We start from the raw sequence: 18,245 nt of genomic DNA on the forward strand, positions 1-18,245 counted from the left end.
GGCTAGTGGTCACCTACTGTGGTGCGGTCCTGCTGAGGCTGCTGAATATACTCGTTGGCGATGCACCAGACATCACACTCTCACTGGGTTGGCCCGCTCCGGAAGGTCTGCCCGTGGATCAGGATCGGTTAGCTGGTCGCCTGGTATTTGACGCTTCACTGTCCATTCTGCATTTTCCCGTTGACGCGGTCAATCACGTCTGCCGGTTCTCTGACCCCGTGGCGTATCGACTCGCTATCAGTGACTTGCAGCGAAGGCTCGACGAGCGGAGTAAAATCGCCTCGTATTCGGACAAGGTGAGACGTCTGATAGAGAAGCGTCCCGCAGATTGTGGAAGTCAGTGGATTGCAGACGAACTCTCCATCTCTACGAGCACACTTAAGCGGCGCCTCTCTGAGGAAGGGATGACCTATCGCGGACTGCGCCAGTCGGTCATTCGTGAGTACGCGATTCTTCGTTTACTGGACGGATCTGTGTCCGCGAGCGAGATCGCCACGGACCTCGGATATAGCGACCTCGCCAGCTTTTCACACGCTTTCAAGCACTGGACCGGCCACCCGCCGACGGGGTTCCGTCGTAGGTAGCGCTGCCTCTTGGTTGACTCGTACAGGGCAACTGGCGATGCACGGTGCCTTCAGCTTCGCCCTTTCTTTGGGCGTGGCGTTCAATAGCTTCAGGCTCCGCCGACATCCTCGACGTATTCGGGCCTGGTGCTCGCGGCGGTGAGTTTGGCCTAAGCCCTCGAGTTTCTCTGTGACTGCAAAAAGTGTTCAACCTCGACCACGATGAACAGGGCAGTGGCAGTAATAACAGTGCGGCCCTCTGCATCCTCCATCGTGGACGTGAGGTCCAATTTCCGGCCATCGCGAGACCGAACTGCAGCGCGCAGGATGTACGGGGTGTCGAGTAGTGCTGGCGCAAGATACTCGAGCTCGAGACGGCGCGTCACGGCGAGCTCGCCGACCGAATAGAGCAAGAAGCCGAAGAGGTCGTCAATCACGGTCGCTACCGCGCCGCCGTGTGCAATGCCGGGTGCCCCGACGTGGCGCTGGTCGAACTGGTGGTGTGCGACGACGCCGTCTCCGTCACGCCGTACCGAGAGGAAGTGACCATTCGGGTTCTCTGGTCCACAGCCAAGGCAGTTGGGGTGGTGGGGAGGAAGCTCGGAGGAACCGGATTCCATGCGCGTAAACGAGCGCACCCAGGTGTCGATATCGGTACCTATCGGCCCGCCGGCCTTGTCGCGAAATGTGTCCATGTCCAGACCTTCCTGTCGATGAAGTTGTGCTGGGTGCGATACCTCGGCTTGTGGCGACGGAGATATCGCCGACACCCGTACGTCCGACCCGTGACCCAACCTCCACCTGGCGTCCAAGGGGCCGGGAGGCCGATGCGGGTGGCCTGAGCAACTGGCTGCCGACGGCGCGATAGTCAGGTCGACAAGGCCGACTGAGCCGGGACACCATGTACTGTACGAACATACAGTATGCGGTATAGGGGCGTGTCTCCTAATTCGCCGCTCGGGATCGGCGGATCAGGTGTGCGCCCCGCAAGGCGGAGGAGGAAGGGATACCGGTAGGTATCACGACCGACGACAACGCCGCGGGGAGTGCATCTGGCCGTCGAGACCGCGCGAAGCGAATTAGGAGACACGCCTTAGAGCGAGCGGCCGATCAGTTCCTTCATGATCTCGCTGGTGCCGCCGTAGATGGTCTGAACGCGGGTGTCGGCGTACATGCGCGCGATCGGGTACTCGGCCATGTAGCCGTACCCTCCGAACATCTGCAGGCAGCGATCGACCACTTCCTTCTGCTTCTCGGTGCCCCACAACTTGGCCATCGACGCCGTCGCCGGATCCAGACGGCCGGCGATCTGCTCCGAGATGCAGTGATCCATGAGCGTTTTGCCCGCAAGGACGTCGGCCTTGCATTCCGCGAGAACGAATCGGGTGTTCTGGAACTTGAGGATCGGCTGCCCGAACGCCTCTCGCTCCTTGACGTACTTGAGGGTCTCGATGACGGCGGCTTCGGCGACGGCGACGGCCCCGACGCCGATGATCAGACGTTCGCGCTGCAACTGACTCATCAACTGATAGAAGCCCTTGCCTTCGACGCCGCCGAGGAGATTCGCGGCAGGCACCCGCATGTCGGTGAACGACAGTTCGCGCGTGTCCTGGCCGTGCTGCCCGATCTTGGCGAGGACGCGTCCGCGCGCGAAGCCCGGAAGGTCCTTCGTCTCGGCGACGATCAACGAGACGCCCTTCGCACCCTGGGTCGGGTCTGTCTTGCACACGATGACGAGCAGGTCGCAGTGGGAGCCGTTCGAGATGAACGTCTTCGATCCGTTGATCACGTACTCGTCGCCTTCGAGGACAGCGGTGGTCCGGACGGACTGGAGATCGGAACCGGTGCCCGGCTCGGTCATGGCGATCGCGAGAACCGACTCACCGCTGGCCGCGCTCGGCAGCCACCGGCGCTTCTGCTCGTCGGTGCCGTACGCGTTGATGTAGTGCGCGACGATCGTCGAGTGCACGGCGAAACCGAATGCCGAGTCGCCTGCGAAGGCGAGTTCTTGCTGAACGATCGCCTCATGCCCGAAGTCGCCGCCCGATCCACCGAACTCCTCCGGCAGATCGAGGCAGAGCAGACCTGCGTCTCCGGTCTTGGTCCAGAACTCACGGTCCACCTGGTGCTGTTCCGCCCACCGTTCCTGATTCGGGGTGGCCTCCTTGGTGAAGTACGCGCGAGCGTGTGCGCGGAGCGCGGCCTGGTCGTCGCTCTCCCACGATGCGCGGTAGTCGGGGAACAGTGTGGTCATGGGCTTCTCGATTCCGATAGGGGCGGGTGGCGTCGCGAGCCGGCAGAGAAGCATCTCCATCCAACATCGCTATACAGCCGTATAGTAAGCAGTGTGCGTGTATCGGTCAATGGCCCCGCCGTAGACTCAATCCACTGACGATCGGAAGGAGCCGACATGAGTGATCCCCGCACGTCCGCCTCCGATCTGACCGCTCGCGCGAAGATCCGGAACGCGGCGCTCGACCTGTACTCCGAGCACGGCGAGGACCGTGTGTCGATGCGAATGATCGCGGCGCAGGCCGGGGTCACCGTCGGTCTCGTGCAACACCATTTCAAGACCAAAGACGGTCTTCGTGACGCCGTCGAGCAACTCGTGGTCGACTATCACGCACAGGCGATCGCCGACGCCCCCTCAGGCGACTCGCCGGCCGAATCGGCTGCGGCTCGTGATCGTGCGGTCGCACAGATGCTCCACGCGCACCCGCCGGTGGTGAACTACATGCGTCGTGTGCTCCTCGACCCGCACAACAGCGGCGGCACTCTCCTCGCGCGCCTCACCGAACTGAGTCGGCAGGGTGTCGTCGAGATGCGTGGAGCCGGACAGGCGTCGACCGACCGCAGCGTCGCCGATCAGACACTCGGGCTCATGATCAAGCACGTCGGCCACCTGTTCCTGCAGCCGATGGTCGACGCGATGTGGGCCCAACTCACCGCGGACGACGAGCCGCCCGCCGACAAGCCCGTGCTCAGCGTGACCGCTCGCACGACGGATTAGCGCCCACTTCATCAGCTACGACGCGTCTCCGGTTACAGTCGCTTCATGTCGTGTTCAGAATCACTTCATCTGAGCGAGGTCGCCCGATGAGCATGTCCCGCCGTTCCTTCTTGCGTCGCAGCGGTGCTGCGGCCGGAGCCGTCGCCGCATCGTCCCTGGTCTCCGGTGTGGCACACGCAGAGCCCGGCGCGACGTCGTCCGCGAATGCGGCGGGCACCACGCTGGAGAAGGTCGGTGTCGGAGGACGCGCGAATGCCAAGGGCTACCGCAAGCTGGTGCAGGGCAAGGGCTGGCCGCTCTTCATCCGCGAGGAGCTCGCGACGGCGAAATCGGGCCGCGACGACCGTCGGACCGCGGTCGCGTCGTTCGTGCAGCTCACCGACATCCACATCACCGACGTGCAGAGCCCCGCACGATTCGAGTATGTGCACCCGATTCAGGGCCCGGCGTTTCGTCCCCAGGAAGCCCTCGGCACCCAGGGCGCCGTCGCCTTGATCAACCGGATCAACGCACTCTCTGGTGGACCGTTCACCGGTCGCGCGTTCGACTGCGTCGTCTCGACCGGAGACAACACGGACAACCACGAGATCATCGAACTCGAGTGGTACCAGCGACTCCTCGCAGGCGGTGCGATCACCCCGAACACCGGCTCGAAAACCCGCTTCGAGGGTGTCCAGGCCCTCGGGTCCGCGCTCTATTACCGACCTGAGCTTGACAAGCCCGACATCTACAAGGACCGCGGATTCCCGACGATCCCCGGGATACTGCACGCCGCGATGCGCACGCACACCAGCCCGGGCCTGAACATGCGGTGGTACTCGGTCTTCGGCAACCATGACGACCAGTTGCTCGGCACCGTTCCCAACGGACTCGTGGACTGGCTGTACCTGTCAGACGTGAAGTACGACCTCCCCGGCTCCGACCCGACCGCGCAGGCGATCGGCCAGGCGCTCGGCTCCGACCCGGCGGCGGTCGCCGGGATGCTGGCGAAGCTCAAGACCACCGGCCCGACGTTGCCGGCCACCCGAGATCTGCGCCGACGCCCGTACTCGCCGCGAGAGTTCGTCCGCAGGCACTTCGATCCGGCGTTGACCGGAGCGGGTCCGGTCGGCCACGGGTTCGCCGATCCGGAGGGCCCCACCTGGTACAAGTTCCAGATCGCGCCCGGACTCCTCGGCATCGCGATGAACACGACGAACAGCATGGGCATCGCCGACGGCTCGATCAGCGAGAAGCAACTCGCGTGGATCGAACGCCAGATCTCATCGCACAGCGACCAGCTCGTCATGGTGTTCAGCCACCACACGTCGTCGACGATGACCGCCAAACTCCCCAACCCGGAGACCCCGGGGGAGCGGACGTTCGACGGCACGCACCTCGTCGAACGACTGAAGTCGCACACCAACGTGATCGCGTGGGTCAACGGCCACACGCACCGCAACGAGATGATCGCGCACCGCGGGTCCACCGGAAAGCACAGCTTCTGGGAGATCAACACGGCGAGTCACATCGACTTCCCTCAGCTCGCACGCATCATCGAGGTGTCCGACAACAAGGACGGCACGCTCAGCATCTTCACCCCGCTGATCGAGGCCGACAGCCCGTACACGGCAGACACGTCTGACCTGTCACAGAAGGGTCTGGCCAGCCTGTACCGCGAACTGTCGTACAACGACATCCACGCCGACCTCGAACTCCTCGGCAAGGCGTCGGACCGCAACTGCGAGCTCCTGCTCACTCACCCGCTGCGCTGACTCGCGACGCGCAGTTCGGCGTCCGTCGCTGAGACGACGTGATCGACGGTCACTCCGGGAGCGGTCTCGCGCAGGACGAGCCCACTGCCGGTGACGTCGATCACGGCGAGGTCGGTGATGATCCGGTCGACCACTCGCCTGCCGGTCAACGGCAACGTGCAGGTCGGAACGATCTTCGAGGATCCTGCACGGTCGCGATGTTCCATGACGACGATGACGCGAGCAGCACCGTGCACGAGGTCCATCGCGCCGCCCATGCCCTTGACCATCTTGCCGGGGACCATCCAGTTGGCCAGGTCGCCGTCGGCCGACACCTGCATCCCGCCGAGGACCGCCGTGTCCACGTGACCTCCGCGGATCATCCCGAACGACAGCGCCGAGTCGAAGAACGCGGCGCCCGGTTCGACGGTGACGGTCTCCTTGCCCGCGTTGATCAGGTCCGGATCGACGTTCTCGACAGTCGGGTAGCCGCCGGTGCCGAGTATCCCGTTCTCCGAGTGGAGCACAACGTTCACTGAGTCGTCGAGGTACGTCGGGATCAGGGTGGGCAGACCGATACCGAGGTTGACGTACTCGCCATCGATCATCTCTGCCGCGGCACGTTGCGCCATCTGCTCACGTGTCCAGCCTCGTGCGACGGTGGTCGTCATGCTGCGGCTCCTTCGGTCGCGACGGTGAGCTTCTCAATCCGTTTGGCCTGCGGTCCGGTGTCGACGATGCGCTGGACGAAGACACCGGGAAGGTGCACCTCGCTCGGGTCGATGACGCCGGGCGCCACCAGCTCCTCGACCTGAGCGATCGTGATGCGCCCGGCCATGGCGGCGAGCGGATTGAAGTTCTGGGCGGTCTTGTCGAAGACGAGGTTGCCGTCGGTGTCGCCGAGTGCGGCGTGGACAAGCGCGTAGTCCGCGGTGATCGACCGTTCCATCACGTACTCCCGACCGCCGAAGGTACGAACCTCCTTCGCGGGCGACGCCACCTCGATCTCTCCGCCCGGCGCGTACCGCCAGGGCATCCCGCCTTCGGCGACGAGGGTGCCGACTCCGGCCGGGGTGTAGAACGCGGGAATCCCCGCTCCACCCGCGCGGAGTCGTTCGGCGAGTGTGCCCTGCGGGACCAATTCCACCTCGAGCTCGCCTGCGAGGTACTGCCGCGCGAACTCCTTGTTCTCACCGACGTACGAGGCGGTGACCCGCCTGATCCGCCGTTGAGCGAGGAGGATTCCGAGGCCGTAGTCGTCGACGCCGCAGTTGTTGGTGAACACCTCGAGGTCACCGACGCCCAGATCGTGCAGCGCCTCGATCAAGGCGTCCGGCACACCGCAGAGCCCGAACCCACCGACGGCGAGCGTCGCGCCGCTGGTGATCACACCGACCGCGTCAGCCGCCGACGCACACACTTTTCTGGACATGTCCAGCCTCATTCCTCCGTTGAACAAACACCTCAGTATCGGCTTCGAGTGTCACTTTCTGCACGTCAACAGTTCAAGAGGTGCGGTCCAACCTCTCTCTGGGCGGTCGCCGGATGAACCTTGCGTTCATTGAGTGAACGCCCTAGCGTTGAGGCCATGGCGTCGACAGACAAGTCCGGACAAGGCGTTGCGCGGATCGCGGCGCTGCTGCGGGCCATCGGCTCGAGTTCGGCGGCGACGTCGACGACGGCGCTCGCCGCAGCCGCAGGCCTGGCACGCCCGACCGCGCACCGTCTGCTCACCGCGCTGGCGGCCGAGGGCCTCGTCGATCGCGACAACAGAACCGGCGATTGGTCGCTCGGGCCGGAGCTCTATCTGCTCGGCGCCACCGCAGCCGCGGCCTACGACATCAGGGACGACGCCCAGTCCGTGCTCGATCGACTGGCCGGAGAGTCGGGCGAGTCGGTGTTCTTGAGCGCCAGGCGCGGTGACGAGACCGTGTGCGTCGCAGGTCAGGAAGGAAGCTTTCCGGTCCGTTCGCACGTGTTGTACGAGGGCATTCGGTTCCCGCTCGGCGTCGCCTCGGCCGGGCTCGCGATCCTGAGCCATCTCCCGGACCGCGACATCGACGACTATTTGCAAAGGTCCGATCTGGGTGCCACGTGGGGCCCCGAGCATGCGCACGACATGATCCGCCGCCGCATCGCTCGAACTCGCCTCGACGGGTACGCCACCAATCCAGCCCTGCTCGTCGAAGCGAGTTGGGGCATGGGCGCAGCAGTGTTCGATTCCGACGGCCGTCCCGCATGGGCCTTGAGCCTGACCGGCGTGGAGGCTCGATTCCAACCAGAGCGCAGGACCGAACTGGGCCGACTACTCCTGGCTCAGGCACACGAGTTGACACGAAAACTCCAGGTCAGGCGTAAGTCCAGCACGCGGCTCTCCTGACGCGTCTCAAAAACGACGCTTCAGACTTTGCCGCCGACAACGACGAGCAATAGGGTTGGCTGACCTTACTAGAGAATTGTGAAGGACGGCCATGCGACGCCCGATCATCCGACTGTCCGTCGTGACGACGTCTGTTCTGCTCACCGCAGCGCTCGGCGTCGCACCCGCGTACGCCTCACCGATCGACGACGGCCTCGCCGCTGTCGGCAATCTGCTGCCCGGTGCGCCGCACCCCGACAAGCCGAAGACCTCGAAAACCGCTCCCTCGACACCGAAGGCCCGACCGACCACATCGTCACCCAAGCCTTCAACGACGACGTCTGCGGCGCCCACACCGGCCGCCGCTCCAGCCGGTGAGCGTGTCGACCTGGTGGACGGCACGTCGATTCTGCTGCCGCACAACGCATCCGCCGCGACCAAGGTCTCCATGCTGACCGACGTCCGCGAACGTCTCACGGCACAGGGCATGGACCTGCTGAACCGGCTGATGTCCCTCCTCCCGGGAACGAACGGTCCCAGCCGTGGAACTCCGGTCCTCACAGTGACGCCCACGACCGGTCTCCGGTCGGGCGCGACGGTGACCGTCAGCGGCAAGGGATACCGCAGCGGCGAGAACGTGTACGTCACCCAGACGATCGCGAAGCCTTCGTCGGGCTACCCGAGCACATACGCCGACGCCAAGAAGGTCACGGTGGGCTCCACCGGGACCTTCAGCACACAGATCGCCGTCACCTCGACGTTCGGCAAGGTGAACTGCCTGCGCACGGCATGCTTCGTCGCATCGTTCACGGCATTCCCGAAACTCGCCGACCGCAGTCAGGACGCATGGGTCCCGATTTCGTTCAGCGCGGCGGGCGGCCCGGCGGAAACCTCTCCCAGTGCACCCGGCCGACCGGCCGCACCAGTGGCTCCCAGGCCGGGCGCAGGTCCGTCCGTAAGTGTCGATCGAACCTCCGGACTCAACCCGTCGGGCGATTCCGTCACCGTCTCGGGCTCGGGATTCTCCACCAGCGGTCCCGGGGTCTACGTCGGCATCGCGCAGTCGAACCAGTTCTCGGTCACCGACCAGTCGTCGTTCGACGATCGTGCAGTCTGGGTGGCCACCAGCAACGGGCGCATGCGCGCCGACGGCTCGTTCAGCGTGCAACTCCCGGTCAAGGCGAAATTCGGCCGCGCCGACTGCACCACCTCGCCGTGTGCGGTCTACACGTTCGCCGCACACGGCTCATCCGACCGCAGTCAGGACACCGCGACCGGTGTCTCGTTCACCGGAGGGCCCGCCGCCGACCGCGCCGTGGCGGTTCCGACCGACGGCGGCCGGTCGCGCCCCGCGCCGCCCGCAGAGAACCGCGGCACCGGCACTGCCTCGACGTCCCTGTCCACATCGACGATCGCCGCGACCGGCACCACGTCGGTCACCGTGAACGGCACCGGTTTCGCGACCACCGGTCCGGGTGTCTACGTCGGTGTCGCCGAGACCGGCAAGTACTCGACCACCGACTCGAGTGCGTACAACCCGGTGACATGGGTGCCGTCGACCCAGATCTCCGCCGACGGCTCATTCTCGGTGACCCTCGACGTGGCCCCTGTGTTCGGTGCGGGCAACTGCATCAAGAACGCATGCGCCGTGTACACCTTCGCCGCCCACGGATCATCTGATCGCAGCCAGGACACCTCGTCGCCGCTGACCGTCGCAGGCACTGCTGCCGAGAAGGCGCGCGCGCTCAGCGACGGCCCGAAGCCCGGTGCCCCGTCGTCAACCGCTCCCGGCTCGTCGACGGCGCCCGCCGTCGCTGCGGCAGGCGACCCGTCCGCACCGACCACCACGGCGTCCGCACAGGACGATTCCTCGACCAACTGGTGGGCGTGGGGAGGCGGAGCACTCGCCGTGGTGATCGCCGCTGCCGCAGGCTACGGAGCCGCTCGACTCCGCAACTGATCTCCAGGGGTGGGCGCCAGGTGCACGTAGAGGGTCGTCGACACGGCCAGCACCTGGCGTCCCGTCTGGTTCGTGAGCGTCCGCTCGACCGCGACGAATGCTCGTCGACGATCGGGCTCGTGGTCGATCCGCATGATCTCGCCCTGACCGGACAAGACGTCACCGACGCGCACCGGACGCAGGAATCGCACGTCGACGCTGCGTCCAGCGATCACGTGCCAGTGCCGGTACATCGCTTCGACGGACAGTCGTTGATTGATCGCCATCGTGTGGACACCGGACGCGATCAGCCCGTCGTATGCGCCGTCGTCGGCCGCCGCCGCGTCCGAGTGAAAGTCTTGCGGGTCCCACTTCTGCGCGAACTCGACGAGTTCGTCGTGCGTCACCTCGTGTCGGCCGAACCGGTACACGGTCCCGACCCGGAGGTCGTCGCCGTAGAGCTTGTCCATCGTCCGACCGTATCGGACGAGTTCGACGTCAGACTTTGCGGCGGATGAGTCCCTGCATCATCTTGTGGTGACCGAGGACCGCGCGGGCACGATCGGGCAGGCCGGTGACGACGGGACTGTCCTGATTCGGCGAGACGACGTGCACCGGTCCGGCGGCGAGGTTCGCCAGCCCTTCACGAGCGACGTCGCTCGGCTGCCCGACAACCAGGCCCGGCATGTCGAAGTCGAGTCCCCCGCGTCGCATCGCAGGAGTGTCGGTGACTCCGAGGACGAGATGGAGGACGTCGACGCCCGCATCCCGAAGCTCCAGCCACAGGCCTTCCGTGAAGATCCGCATGTACGCCTTCGACCCGCCGTAGACCGTGTGCTCCGCCGATCCCAGATACCCGCTCATCGATCCGATCGTGACGATCCCACCGGAGCCACGCTTGCGCATGCGCGCGCCGAAATGGTGAGCGAGCGCCATCGGCACGGTCACGTTGAGCGTCAACACGTTCATGAACTCGCCGAGATCGCCTTCGACGAACCGCGAGCCGTAACTGTTGGCGCCCGCGTTGCAGACGAGCAGCCCGACGTCGAGCCCGTGAGTCTCGTCCATGACGAGTTGGAGGTCGGAGGGAACTGTGAGGTCGGCGCTGATCACGAGGACATCGGCGCCGAGCGCCCGGCATCGCTCCGCAGTCTCCTCGAGCGGAGCCTTCTTCCGTGCGACCAGGACGACGTTCAGACCGGCTGCGGAGACCTGTTCGGCGAACTCCGCGCCGACGCCTTCGGAGCCCCCGACGATCACCGCCCACGGGCCGTACTTCGCGGCGTCGATTCCTGCCACGTCTGACATCGCTCTCCCGTCGTCGAAGGCTTGCATCGCCTTCGACGCTACCTATGCGGTGAGACTCGCTCAGCGCTTACGGGACCGTTCATGGACGCGACGCAGGCCGTCCAGGGTGAGATGGGGCCTGTGGTCGGTGAGCGTGACGCATTCGCCGAACATGAGCGGCGCCAGGTAACCGGTCGCGACGACGGCGACGTCCGGACCGTCGAAGCCCGGAACGTCACGGCGGATCCGCTGGACGAGACCGTCGATCTGACCTGCGAATCCGTAGAGGATGCCCGACTGCAGCGCTTCCACGGTGTTCTTGCCGACGACGCTGCGTGGGGGTCGGAGTTCCACCTTGCGCACGGTCACCGTGTGGTCGCTGAGAGCTCCGACGGCGAGGTCGATGCCGGGAGCGATCGCACCACCGAGAAACTCGCCGTTCGCCGACACCGCGTCGACGACTGTCGCCGTTCCGCAGGCCACCACGATGCACGGGCGGCCGGGGAAGTTCTCGTGTGCGGCGAGCGCGTTGGCGACCCGGTCCGTGCCGACTTCCTTCGGGTTGTCGACGAGCAATGGGACACCCGTCCGGACGCCCGGCTCGAGCAGCACGTGCGGCCCGTTCCCGAAGTACCGCGGCAGCATCACGCGCATCTCACGCAGCAGCGACGGGACCGTCGACAGCACTGCCACCGCCGTCACCTGCTCGACGTCGCGCCCGAGCAGGCCGCGCAATGTCAGCGCGAGTTCGTCAGCGGTGTAGTTCGGCTGGGTGTGTATTCGCCAGTCGCGCACGAGTGCCGCATTGTCACCGACACCTGCGAACACTCCGAGATGGATGTTCGTGTTGCCGATGTCGACTGTGAGGAGCATCAGGCGGGGGTGGTGACGAGTTCACGCTCGGGGTGGCGCGGATCCTTGAGGCCGGAGTCGGCGGGGACGTCCGCCGGGTCGTCGCCGACGCTGATCTGTCGGTTGTCGGCGTCGACGAACACCACGCGCGGGGAGTAGGCGGCCACTTCGGCCTCGTCCATCACGCCGTAGGCGATGATGATCACCAGATCGCCAGGGTGGACGAGATGGGCTGCAGCACCGTTGATCCCGATCACGCCGGTGCCGCGTTCGCCTGCGATGGCATACGTCTCGAGGCGGTTGCCGTTGTTGATGTCGACGATCGTCACCTGCTCGCCCTCGCGGATGTCGGAGGCCTCGAGCAGGTCGGCGTCGATGGTGACCGAGCCGACGTAGTGCAGGTCGGCCTGCGTCACCGTCGCCCGGTGGATCTTGGACTTCATCATGGTGCGGAACATGCTCAACCTTCTTCTTTTCCGATGAACCCGGTACCGATCGCGACGCCGACGTTGTCGAGCAGTCGCGTGGATCCCAGTCGGGCCGCCACGAGCAGCCGCCCGTCCCCCACCTCGGGGGGATCTTCCAGTCCTCTGCCGCGCAGCGCGAGGTAATCGACCTCGATGCTCGGCTCGGTGTCGAGCACGGCCCGGGCCGCCGCAAGAATCGCGGCCTCCCCGTGCTCTGCGGCATGCGTGCCAGCGAGCAGAGCCGCCGACAGCGTTGTCGCCAGTTCACGATCCTGCGCCGACAGGTACCGATTGCGCGACGACAGGGCGAGGCCGTCCGCCTCGCGAACCGTCGGGACACCGACGACCGCGACGTCCAGGTTCAGATCGTTGACCATCTGGTTGATGAGAACGAGCTGCTGGTAGTCCTTCTCGCCGAAGTACGCGACGTGCGGGGCCACGATGTTGAAGAGCTTGTTGACGACGGTGAGCATGCCCGAGAAGTGCGTGGGACGCGCAGCTCCCTCGAGTATCTCCCCTGCCGGGCCCGGGTGGATCGTCGTCCGCGGCCCGATCGGATACATGTGCTTCGCGGTGGGCGCGAACACCAGCTCGACGCCGAGCTCGCGGAGCTTGGCGACGTCGTCGTCGAACGTGCGCGGGTACGCGTCGAGGTCTTCGCCCGCGCCGAACTGCAGCGGATTGACGAAGATCGACACGACCACCACGGTGCCCAGGTCCTGTGCGGTCCGCACCAACTGCAGGTGTCCCTCGTGGAGGGCGCCCATCGTCGGGACGAGCGCGACGCGCTTGCCGGTGCCGCGCAGGGCCTTGGTGATGCGACGCATCACCGCGGGTTCGCTGTGCACGGTCAGCTCGCCGGGCGTGAACAGGGGTGCATCGGTCACGGGTGTGCCTCCAGCATTTCGCGGAGGGCCTGCGGCGAGTCGTGCTGGGCTGCAGCTCGACCGGCGAGCACACGGTAACCGTGAGCGATGCCCTCGTGGACGTCGGACAATTCATCGAGGTGTCGGGCGACTGTGTCGATGTCACCGCGGGCGACGGGACCGGTCAGCGCGGACCGCCCCTGTGAGAGCACGTTCTCCAACGACGCGGTGACCAGCGGTGCGAGGAGTTGCTCGGCGAGACCGATGGATCCGCCGTCGACTGTCGCGGTGCGCGCGGCGTGACCGCCGGGCCCCGCGATCGCCGCCTGCAATGCCGTGACGGCGTCGGTGATCAGTGCGTTCAAATTGTTCGCGCCGTGCGCGAGGGCCGCGTGATAGAGCGTCCTGCTCGTCTCGGCGATGCGGATGGGCGTCGCTCCCAGTTCCAGCACCAGAGCCATCGCGATCGCGTCGCCGATCTCATCGGCCGCTGTGACGCCGAAGCACGACGCCGACAGCCGAGCCGTATCGTCGCGGGTGCCGACGAATGTCATGGCCGGGTGGGTCGCGAGAACGATGCCGCCGCGGCGGGCGATCGGGCCGAGGACATCGACGCCGTGGGCGCCTGCGGTGTGGGTGACGATGGTTCCCGGCCGAAAGGCGTCGGCGGCGGCGATCTGCGATGCGACGTCGGCGAGAACGGTGTCCGGGACGGCGACGACGATGAGGTCAGACGCCGCGACGAGCGAGTTCAGATCGCAGATCTCAGCGGACGGCAGTCGATCATGGACGCGTGCCGCAGACTGCGGGGAGTTCGCGACGACGGAGTTCACGTGGTGACCTGCGGCGGCTAGGGCTTCGCCGAGTGCAGTACCGACACGTCCCGCACTCACGATCCCGACGCGTAGCCGCGCCGGCGCCGTCGGTGAATTCACCGCTGCCTCCAACTCGATGTTCCAGTCCCTCCCACATGCGGTGCGCATGCTCCGGGTACCAGACGTCCGGACACCACGATAGGCGTCCCGCCACGACCTCGCCAGACGCCTGTGACTGGCTTCACCCTGAAGTGTTGTCGCCGTGGTGAGTCCCGACGCAGATCAGTCGCGGCGGCGGCGGCCTCCGGACTTGCGTTCGCCGTCGTTCGCGCCTTCGCGAAGGCGCGAGAACAGTTCACTAGCGGGCCGGCCTGCGGCGTGCGCGCCGTCTTCGTTCGGATGCTGCTGCGGCTGGGACTGCGGGGGCTGGGACTTCGGGGGCTGGGGACGCTGCGGGCGAGCGGGCGTCTGACGCATTGGGCCCGACGGCGGTTCGTACGCGCCTGCGCCGAACGCGGCACGCAGATGTCCACCGGTCTGCGGGCCCGCGGGAAACTGCGGCCGTGGTGCGGGTCCGGCCTGCTGGGGACGCTGGGGCGCCTGCGGGACCGGCGGCGGCTGCGGGAACCGGCCCGATGGAGCCTGCTGGGGCTTGGCCTGAGACGGCTGCGGCTCTGCACGGACAGGTTCGGGTGCCGGCTCCTCGGTGACCACAGGGATGATCTCCGTCATGCCCGACGGCGGGACGTCACTCGCGGGGGCATGGCGTCCCGACTCGACGGGCGGGGCCGTCGAGGCGAAGTCTCGCTCAGCGGCGGCACGGTCGTCCGAGTCCCCGGCGTATGTCGCTCCCGCAAGGCCCGATCCGAGTTCGCGGGGCCGTTCGAGGCCGATCGCGATCCGCGACGCAGGCAGTGGCTCGCCGAGCAACTGCTCGAGGCTCGACCGCAGCGCCAGGACCTGAATCTTGAGGTCTTCGAGTTCGTGGTTGGTCTCCGTCGACATCTCGTGCCGGATCGACGCCTCGACGTCCGACTCGTACTGACGACGGGCCGCGATCTCACGCTCCAACTGGAGCTCGTAGACGAGTCGCAGATCTCGGGTGCGCCCTTCGGCGACGTCTGCCTGGCGTCGGTACTTCGTCACCAGGACCGCGCCGATCACCGCCGCCCACAGAGCCGCGATCACGGCGAGAGACGCCTGCATCGACAGGTCGTCGCCCAGGACCATGAGCAGACTCGCGACCAGGGCCAGCACCACGAAGAGCGCGATCACCCACTGGCCTGCGGAAGTACGCGAACCCTGATTGGAGTCGGACTGTGCCTCGTCGGTCATGCACGCCAACTTACCGGCCCGTAGACGCGTACGGACGTACCGGACCTCGGAAAGTCGTCCCGTCGCCTTCGTTCGCCGTCCGACGCCCCCCATCGAGGCGACGCTGTCAGGCGGGAGCGGGGTCGGAGGCGTCCGATTCGGAGTCGGGATCGTCGGGTGCGCGGCAGCAGTGTTCCAGCCACACTGCGGCGGCCGCGAGCAGGACACCACCGACGGCCCCGACAATCGCGGCCGGACGGTCGGCGCGCGCAGCGTCGAGCAGGCCGTTGTCGAGCAGGAACACGAGCACACCGGTCCACCCGCCTGCGGCGATCGCACCGAGGATGGCTGACGCCTTCGCCAGCACCATCACTCGGGCGACGGCGATCGGGTGCAGTTGTCCGCGTGCCCGACCGATGTCGCGTCCGGCGACGCGCGCTCGAACGATGAAGCCCGTGATCAACTCGAACACCGCGAGAACGTACAGGGACACTCCGGCGGGCCACGGCAGCGACGGAAACGCGCCGTAGTTGTAGCGGATCAGGATCCACAGTGCGAGTCCGGCGACCACGGCGATCAGAAGCAGGTCGCGGACGCGGGTGAGGGTCATCCGCTCTTCGTCGTCGCCGGTCCCCTTCATCGCAGCGCTCCCGCACGGCGGACGCCCGCCGCTTCGGCGGAATCCAAACCGCTGATCAGGTCGGCGACTGCCCGCGGACCGGCCTCTGTGACGAGCACGGCGTCGGGGTCGACTGCGAGCCACGGCACGAGCACGAAGGCACGCAGTTGGGCACGCGGGTGCGGGAGCGTGAGGTCCGGGTCGTCCGAGACGACTGTCGTTCCGTCGACGTCGACGGTGATCACGTCGACGTCCAAGGTCCGCGGCCCCCATCGCACGTCGCGGACCCGTTCCGCGGCCTGCTCACACGATCGGCAGAACTCGAGCCATTCCGCCGGAGTCCGGTCGGCTTCGACGATCAGGGTCACGTTGGCGAAGTCGTCTTGTTCGACGCCGCCCCACGGCGCGGTGAGGTAGACGTCGGACACCGCGACCAGGTCGTCGCCCGCAGCGTCGACCACCGACCGCAGGAACGCCTCGCTGTCGCCGATGTTCGACCCGGCGGACAGGACTGCGCGGCTGGTCACGCTCCGCGCGGCTTCCGTGAGCGTCGTGCGACGACCGCGACGTCGTCGAAGGTCAGTGGGATCGGCGCAGACGGCTTGTGCAGTGTCACTTCGCACGCGACGATCCGTTCATCGTCGGCCATCACCGCGTCGGCGATCTCGGCGCTGACCGTCTCGATGAGGTCGCGCGACGGACCTGCGATGATGTCGTGCGCACGCTGCGCGAGCGTGCCGTAGTCGACGGTGTCGGCGAGGTCGTCGGACGCGGCGGCGGCGCGCAGGTCGACCCACAGTGTGACGTCGACGATGAACTCTTGGCCGTCGCGCTTCTCGTGGTCGAAGACGCCGTGGTTGCCGCGGACCCGCAGTCCACGGAGTTCGATCCGGTCAGCCATGAGTTCCCCTTCGTCCCCCGGCACGCCATGCGGCGGCCACGTCGATCGCGTCACGGCTCGCCGCGACGTCGTGCACTCGCACTCCCCACGCGCCCCCGGCCGCCGACAACGCCGAGACGGCCGCGGTCGCGACCTCACGTCCGGCAGGCGGGCGGTCACGCCCGTCCGCGGCCAACAGGGACCCGAGGAATCGCTTGCGCGACGCCCCGATCAGAATCGGGAAACCCAGTCCGACAAGCGTTGGAAGCGCGTGCAGCAAGGCCCAGTTGTGCTCCGCGGTCTTCGCGAAGCCGAGACCCGGATCGAGGACGATCCGATCCGGATCCACTCCGGCGGCGACTGCCGCGTCGACCTGACCGAGGAGTTCACCCGAGACCTCGGCGACGACGTCGCGGTACCCGACCGCGTCGTCGACCCGGTGGGTGAAGTGACGGTCTCCGGCCGCAGCCTCACCCGCTGGTCGCCAGTGCATGAGAATCCACGGCGCGCCGGCGTCGGCGAGGACACGCCCCATGTCAGGGTCGGCACGGCCACCCGACACGTCGTTGACGATGCTCGCACCCGCTTCCAACGCCGCCGCCGCGACCGACGCACGCATCGTGTCCACGGACACGCGAACCCCGGCATCGGTGAGCGCCGAGATCACCGGGACCACCCGCTGAGCCTCCGTACCGGGATCGACGCGAATCGCGCCCGGCCTCGTGGACTCCCCGCCGACGTCGACGATGTCGGCGCCGGCCGAGGCGAGAGCCTGGCCGTGCCGAACCGCGTCGTCCACGTCGAGGTACCGACCGCCGTCGGAGAACGAGTCGGCCGTCACATTGAGCACACCCATCACCAGGGTGCGCTCATCGACGGGCTCGTCTGCGAGTGGTCGGCCGGTCACCGAGTGATCAGGTCCAGAGCTTCGCCGCGCGAGGTCGCGCTGGTCTTGAACAGTCCGCGCACGGCGGACGTCGTGGTGGTGGCTCCGGGCTTGCGGATGCCTCGCATCGCCATGCACAGGTGCTCGGCCTCGATCACGACGATCACGCCGCGCGGGTCGAGTCGACGCACGAGCGCGTCGGCGATCTGACTGGTCAGGCGCTCTTGAACCTGCGGACGCTTCGCGTACAGGTCGACGACGCGAGCAAGTTTCGACAGGCCGGTGACCTGCCCCGACTCACCCGGGATGTAGCCGACGTGCGCAACGCCGCGGAACGCGACGAGATGGTGCTCGCACGTCGAGTACATCGGGATGTCCTTGACCAGGACCAGCTCTGAATGACCCTCGTCGAAGACTGTCGCGAGGACCTCGTCGGGCTCGATGTAGAGCCCGGCGAACATCTCGCGGTAGGCGTTGGCGACGCGGTGCGGCGTGCGCTTGAGCCCTTCGCGGTCGGGATCCTCGCCCACTGCGATGAGAAGCTCGCGGACTGCGGCCTCCGCGCGAGCCTGGTCGAACTCTCCGACCGCACCGTGTCCCGGCGCAGTCACGCCGTCCACCGCGTGGGTGTCGTCGACGCTGGTCATTGTCTCTC

General features: G+C 66.8%; 21 protein-coding genes. 5 read left to right on the forward strand and 16 right to left on the reverse strand.

Annotated features, from left to right (window positions below):
- The coding region (locus tag GM1_RS12915; protein ID WP_008379462.1) for a helix-turn-helix domain-containing protein at window positions 1-584 on the forward strand (584 nt) is incomplete at its 5' end.
- A 149-nt stretch (window positions 585-733) separates the two neighbouring features.
- Here the strand turns inward: GM1_RS12915 and GM1_RS12920 are convergent.
- Complete coding sequence (locus GM1_RS12920; RefSeq protein ID WP_008379464.1) at window positions 734-1,258, reverse strand: PaaI family thioesterase; 525 nt, start codon at window positions 1,256-1,258, stop codon at window positions 734-736.
- 398 nt (window positions 1,259-1,656) lie between these two features.
- On the reverse strand, window positions 1,657-2,817 hold the full coding sequence (locus tag GM1_RS12925) for an acyl-CoA dehydrogenase family protein (RefSeq protein WP_008379465.1): 1,161 nt from the start codon (window positions 2,815-2,817) through the stop codon (window positions 1,657-1,659).
- A gap of 156 nt (window positions 2,818-2,973) precedes the next feature.
- On the opposite strand from GM1_RS12925, the gene GM1_RS12930 reads away from it, so the two are divergent.
- Together GM1_RS12930 and GM1_RS12935 are read left to right on the forward strand one after the other, a co-directional pair.
- Window positions 2,974-3,573 (forward strand): TetR/AcrR family transcriptional regulator, encoded by a 600-nt coding sequence (locus GM1_RS12930; RefSeq protein ID WP_008379466.1) that lies wholly within the window; start codon window positions 2,974-2,976, stop codon window positions 3,571-3,573.
- Between the two features lie 86 nt (window positions 3,574-3,659).
- Window positions 3,660-5,327, forward strand: a complete 1,668-nt coding sequence (locus tag GM1_RS12935; protein ID WP_040520097.1) for a TIGR03767 family metallophosphoesterase — start codon at window positions 3,660-3,662, stop codon at window positions 5,325-5,327.
- Here GM1_RS12935 and GM1_RS12940 read toward each other — a convergent pair.
- Both GM1_RS12940 and GM1_RS12945 read right to left on the reverse strand, forming a co-directional pair.
- Entirely contained in the window at window positions 5,312-5,977 is a 666-nt protein-coding gene (locus GM1_RS12940; RefSeq protein WP_008379470.1) for a 3-oxoacid CoA-transferase subunit B, read from the reverse strand. The two genes, GM1_RS12935 and GM1_RS12940, sit on opposite strands and share 16 nt — an antisense overlap.
- Window positions 5,974-6,738, reverse strand: a complete 765-nt coding sequence (locus tag GM1_RS12945; protein WP_008379473.1) for a CoA transferase subunit A — start codon at window positions 6,736-6,738, stop codon at window positions 5,974-5,976. The genes GM1_RS12940 and GM1_RS12945 overlap by 4 nt, the downstream gene beginning before the upstream one ends.
- A 156-nt stretch (window positions 6,739-6,894) precedes the next feature.
- Between GM1_RS12945 and GM1_RS12950 the strand changes: the two genes are divergently transcribed.
- Complete coding sequence (locus tag GM1_RS12950; protein WP_008379475.1) at window positions 6,895-7,686, forward strand: IclR family transcriptional regulator; 792 nt, start codon at window positions 6,895-6,897, stop codon at window positions 7,684-7,686.
- Window positions 7,687-7,777: 91 nt separating this feature from the next.
- Window positions 7,778-9,625, forward strand: coding sequence for a neocarzinostatin apoprotein domain-containing protein (locus GM1_RS21610; protein ID WP_008379476.1), 1,848 nt, complete (start codon window positions 7,778-7,780; stop codon window positions 9,623-9,625).
- Here GM1_RS21610 and GM1_RS12960 read toward each other — a convergent pair.
- The 12 genes from GM1_RS12960 to folE form a co-directional block, all read right to left on the reverse strand.
- The gene (locus GM1_RS12960; protein ID WP_008379478.1) at window positions 9,598-10,074 is read right to left on the reverse strand and encodes a MaoC/PaaZ C-terminal domain-containing protein; all 477 of its coding nucleotides are present in this window, start codon (window positions 10,072-10,074) and stop codon (window positions 9,598-9,600) included. The two genes, GM1_RS21610 and GM1_RS12960, sit on opposite strands and share 28 nt — an antisense overlap.
- Before the next feature lie 28 nt (window positions 10,075-10,102).
- Window positions 10,103-10,912, reverse strand: coding sequence for an SDR family NAD(P)-dependent oxidoreductase (locus GM1_RS12965; RefSeq protein WP_008379480.1), 810 nt, complete (start codon window positions 10,910-10,912; stop codon window positions 10,103-10,105).
- Window positions 10,913-10,972: 60 nt separating this feature from the next.
- Complete coding sequence (locus tag GM1_RS12970) at window positions 10,973-11,764, reverse strand: type III pantothenate kinase (RefSeq protein WP_008379482.1); 792 nt, start codon at window positions 11,762-11,764, stop codon at window positions 10,973-10,975.
- Window positions 11,764-12,201: an aspartate 1-decarboxylase gene (panD, locus tag GM1_RS12975; protein ID WP_008379485.1), complete on the reverse strand. Its 438-nt coding sequence runs from the start codon at window positions 12,199-12,201 to the stop codon at window positions 11,764-11,766. The genes GM1_RS12970 and panD overlap by 1 nt, the downstream gene beginning before the upstream one ends.
- Window positions 12,202-12,203: 2 nt before the next feature.
- Complete coding sequence (panC, locus tag GM1_RS12980; protein ID WP_008379487.1) at window positions 12,204-13,097, reverse strand: pantoate--beta-alanine ligase; 894 nt, start codon at window positions 13,095-13,097, stop codon at window positions 12,204-12,206.
- Complete coding sequence (locus tag GM1_RS12985; RefSeq protein WP_008379489.1) at window positions 13,094-14,059, reverse strand: Rossmann-like and DUF2520 domain-containing protein; 966 nt, start codon at window positions 14,057-14,059, stop codon at window positions 13,094-13,096. The genes panC and GM1_RS12985 overlap by 4 nt, the downstream gene beginning before the upstream one ends.
- A 114-nt stretch (window positions 14,060-14,173) precedes the next feature.
- The gene (locus GM1_RS12990) at window positions 14,174-15,226 is read right to left on the reverse strand and encodes a DUF6779 domain-containing protein (protein WP_008379491.1); all 1,053 of its coding nucleotides are present in this window, start codon (window positions 15,224-15,226) and stop codon (window positions 14,174-14,176) included.
- 106 nt (window positions 15,227-15,332) lie between these two features.
- Window positions 15,333-15,845, reverse strand: a complete 513-nt coding sequence (locus GM1_RS12995) for a DUF3180 domain-containing protein (RefSeq protein ID WP_008379493.1) — start codon at window positions 15,843-15,845, stop codon at window positions 15,333-15,335.
- A complete protein-coding gene (gene folK, locus GM1_RS13000) occupies window positions 15,842-16,351 on the reverse strand; it encodes a 2-amino-4-hydroxy-6-hydroxymethyldihydropteridine diphosphokinase (RefSeq protein WP_008379494.1) in 510 nt (169 codons plus the stop codon). Before folK ends, GM1_RS12995 begins: the two co-directional genes overlap by 4 nt.
- Window positions 16,348-16,725, reverse strand: a complete 378-nt coding sequence (folB, locus tag GM1_RS13005; RefSeq protein WP_008379496.1) for a dihydroneopterin aldolase — start codon at window positions 16,723-16,725, stop codon at window positions 16,348-16,350. The genes folK and folB overlap by 4 nt, the downstream gene beginning before the upstream one ends.
- Window positions 16,718-17,560, reverse strand: coding sequence for a dihydropteroate synthase (folP, locus tag GM1_RS13010; RefSeq protein ID WP_040520119.1), 843 nt, complete (start codon window positions 17,558-17,560; stop codon window positions 16,718-16,720). The genes folB and folP overlap by 8 nt, the downstream gene beginning before the upstream one ends.
- Window positions 17,561-17,607: 47 nt before the next feature.
- The gene (gene folE, locus GM1_RS13015) at window positions 17,608-18,237 is read right to left on the reverse strand and encodes a GTP cyclohydrolase I FolE (protein ID WP_008379499.1); all 630 of its coding nucleotides are present in this window, start codon (window positions 18,235-18,237) and stop codon (window positions 17,608-17,610) included.
- Window positions 18,238-18,245: the final 8 nt, after the last annotated feature.

Source organism: Gordonia malaquae NBRC 108250 (assembly GCF_000344135.1).
Lineage (GTDB): Bacteria > Actinomycetota > Actinomycetes > Mycobacteriales > Mycobacteriaceae > Gordonia > Gordonia malaquae.

Bases quoted from the DNA above. Each gene is read 5' to 3' on its own strand.
- GM1_RS12990 (WP_008379491.1), bottom strand. From the start codon at position 15,226: ATGACCGACGAGGCACAGTCCGACTCCAATCAGGGTTCGCGTACTTCC.
- folE (WP_008379499.1), bottom strand. From the start codon at position 18,237: ATGACCAGCGTCGACGACACCCACGCGGTGGACGGCGTGACTGCGCCG.
- GM1_RS12995 (WP_008379493.1), bottom strand. From the start codon at position 15,845: ATGAAGGGGACCGGCGACGACGAAGAGCGGATGACCCTCACCCGCGTC.
- GM1_RS12985 (WP_008379489.1), bottom strand. From the start codon at position 14,059: ATGCGCACCGCATGTGGGAGGGACTGGAACATCGAGTTGGAGGCAGCG.
- GM1_RS12945 (WP_008379473.1), bottom strand. From the start codon at position 6,738: ATGTCCAGAAAAGTGTGTGCGTCGGCGGCTGACGCGGTCGGTGTGATC.
- GM1_RS12920 (WP_008379464.1), bottom strand. From the start codon at position 1,258: ATGGACACATTTCGCGACAAGGCCGGCGGGCCGATAGGTACCGATATC.
- GM1_RS12970 (WP_008379482.1), bottom strand. From the start codon at position 11,764: ATGCTCCTCACAGTCGACATCGGCAACACGAACATCCATCTCGGAGTG.
- GM1_RS21610 (WP_008379476.1), top strand. From the start codon at position 7,778: ATGCGACGCCCGATCATCCGACTGTCCGTCGTGACGACGTCTGTTCTG.
- GM1_RS12940 (WP_008379470.1), bottom strand. From the start codon at position 5,977: ATGACGACCACCGTCGCACGAGGCTGGACACGTGAGCAGATGGCGCAA.
- GM1_RS12925 (WP_008379465.1), bottom strand. From the start codon at position 2,817: ATGACCACACTGTTCCCCGACTACCGCGCATCGTGGGAGAGCGACGAC.
- folP (WP_040520119.1), bottom strand. From the start codon at position 17,560: ATGGGTGTGCTCAATGTGACGGCCGACTCGTTCTCCGACGGCGGTCGG.
- GM1_RS12930 (WP_008379466.1), top strand. From the start codon at position 2,974: ATGAGTGATCCCCGCACGTCCGCCTCCGATCTGACCGCTCGCGCGAAG.
- folB (WP_008379496.1), bottom strand. From the start codon at position 16,725: ATGGCTGACCGGATCGAACTCCGTGGACTGCGGGTCCGCGGCAACCAC.
- GM1_RS12935 (WP_040520097.1), top strand. From the start codon at position 3,660: ATGAGCATGTCCCGCCGTTCCTTCTTGCGTCGCAGCGGTGCTGCGGCC.
- GM1_RS12960 (WP_008379478.1), bottom strand. From the start codon at position 10,074: ATGGACAAGCTCTACGGCGACGACCTCCGGGTCGGGACCGTGTACCGG.
- panD (WP_008379485.1), bottom strand. From the start codon at position 12,201: ATGTTCCGCACCATGATGAAGTCCAAGATCCACCGGGCGACGGTGACG.
- GM1_RS12965 (WP_008379480.1), bottom strand. From the start codon at position 10,912: ATGTCAGACGTGGCAGGAATCGACGCCGCGAAGTACGGCCCGTGGGCG.
- GM1_RS12950 (WP_008379475.1), top strand. From the start codon at position 6,895: ATGGCGTCGACAGACAAGTCCGGACAAGGCGTTGCGCGGATCGCGGCG.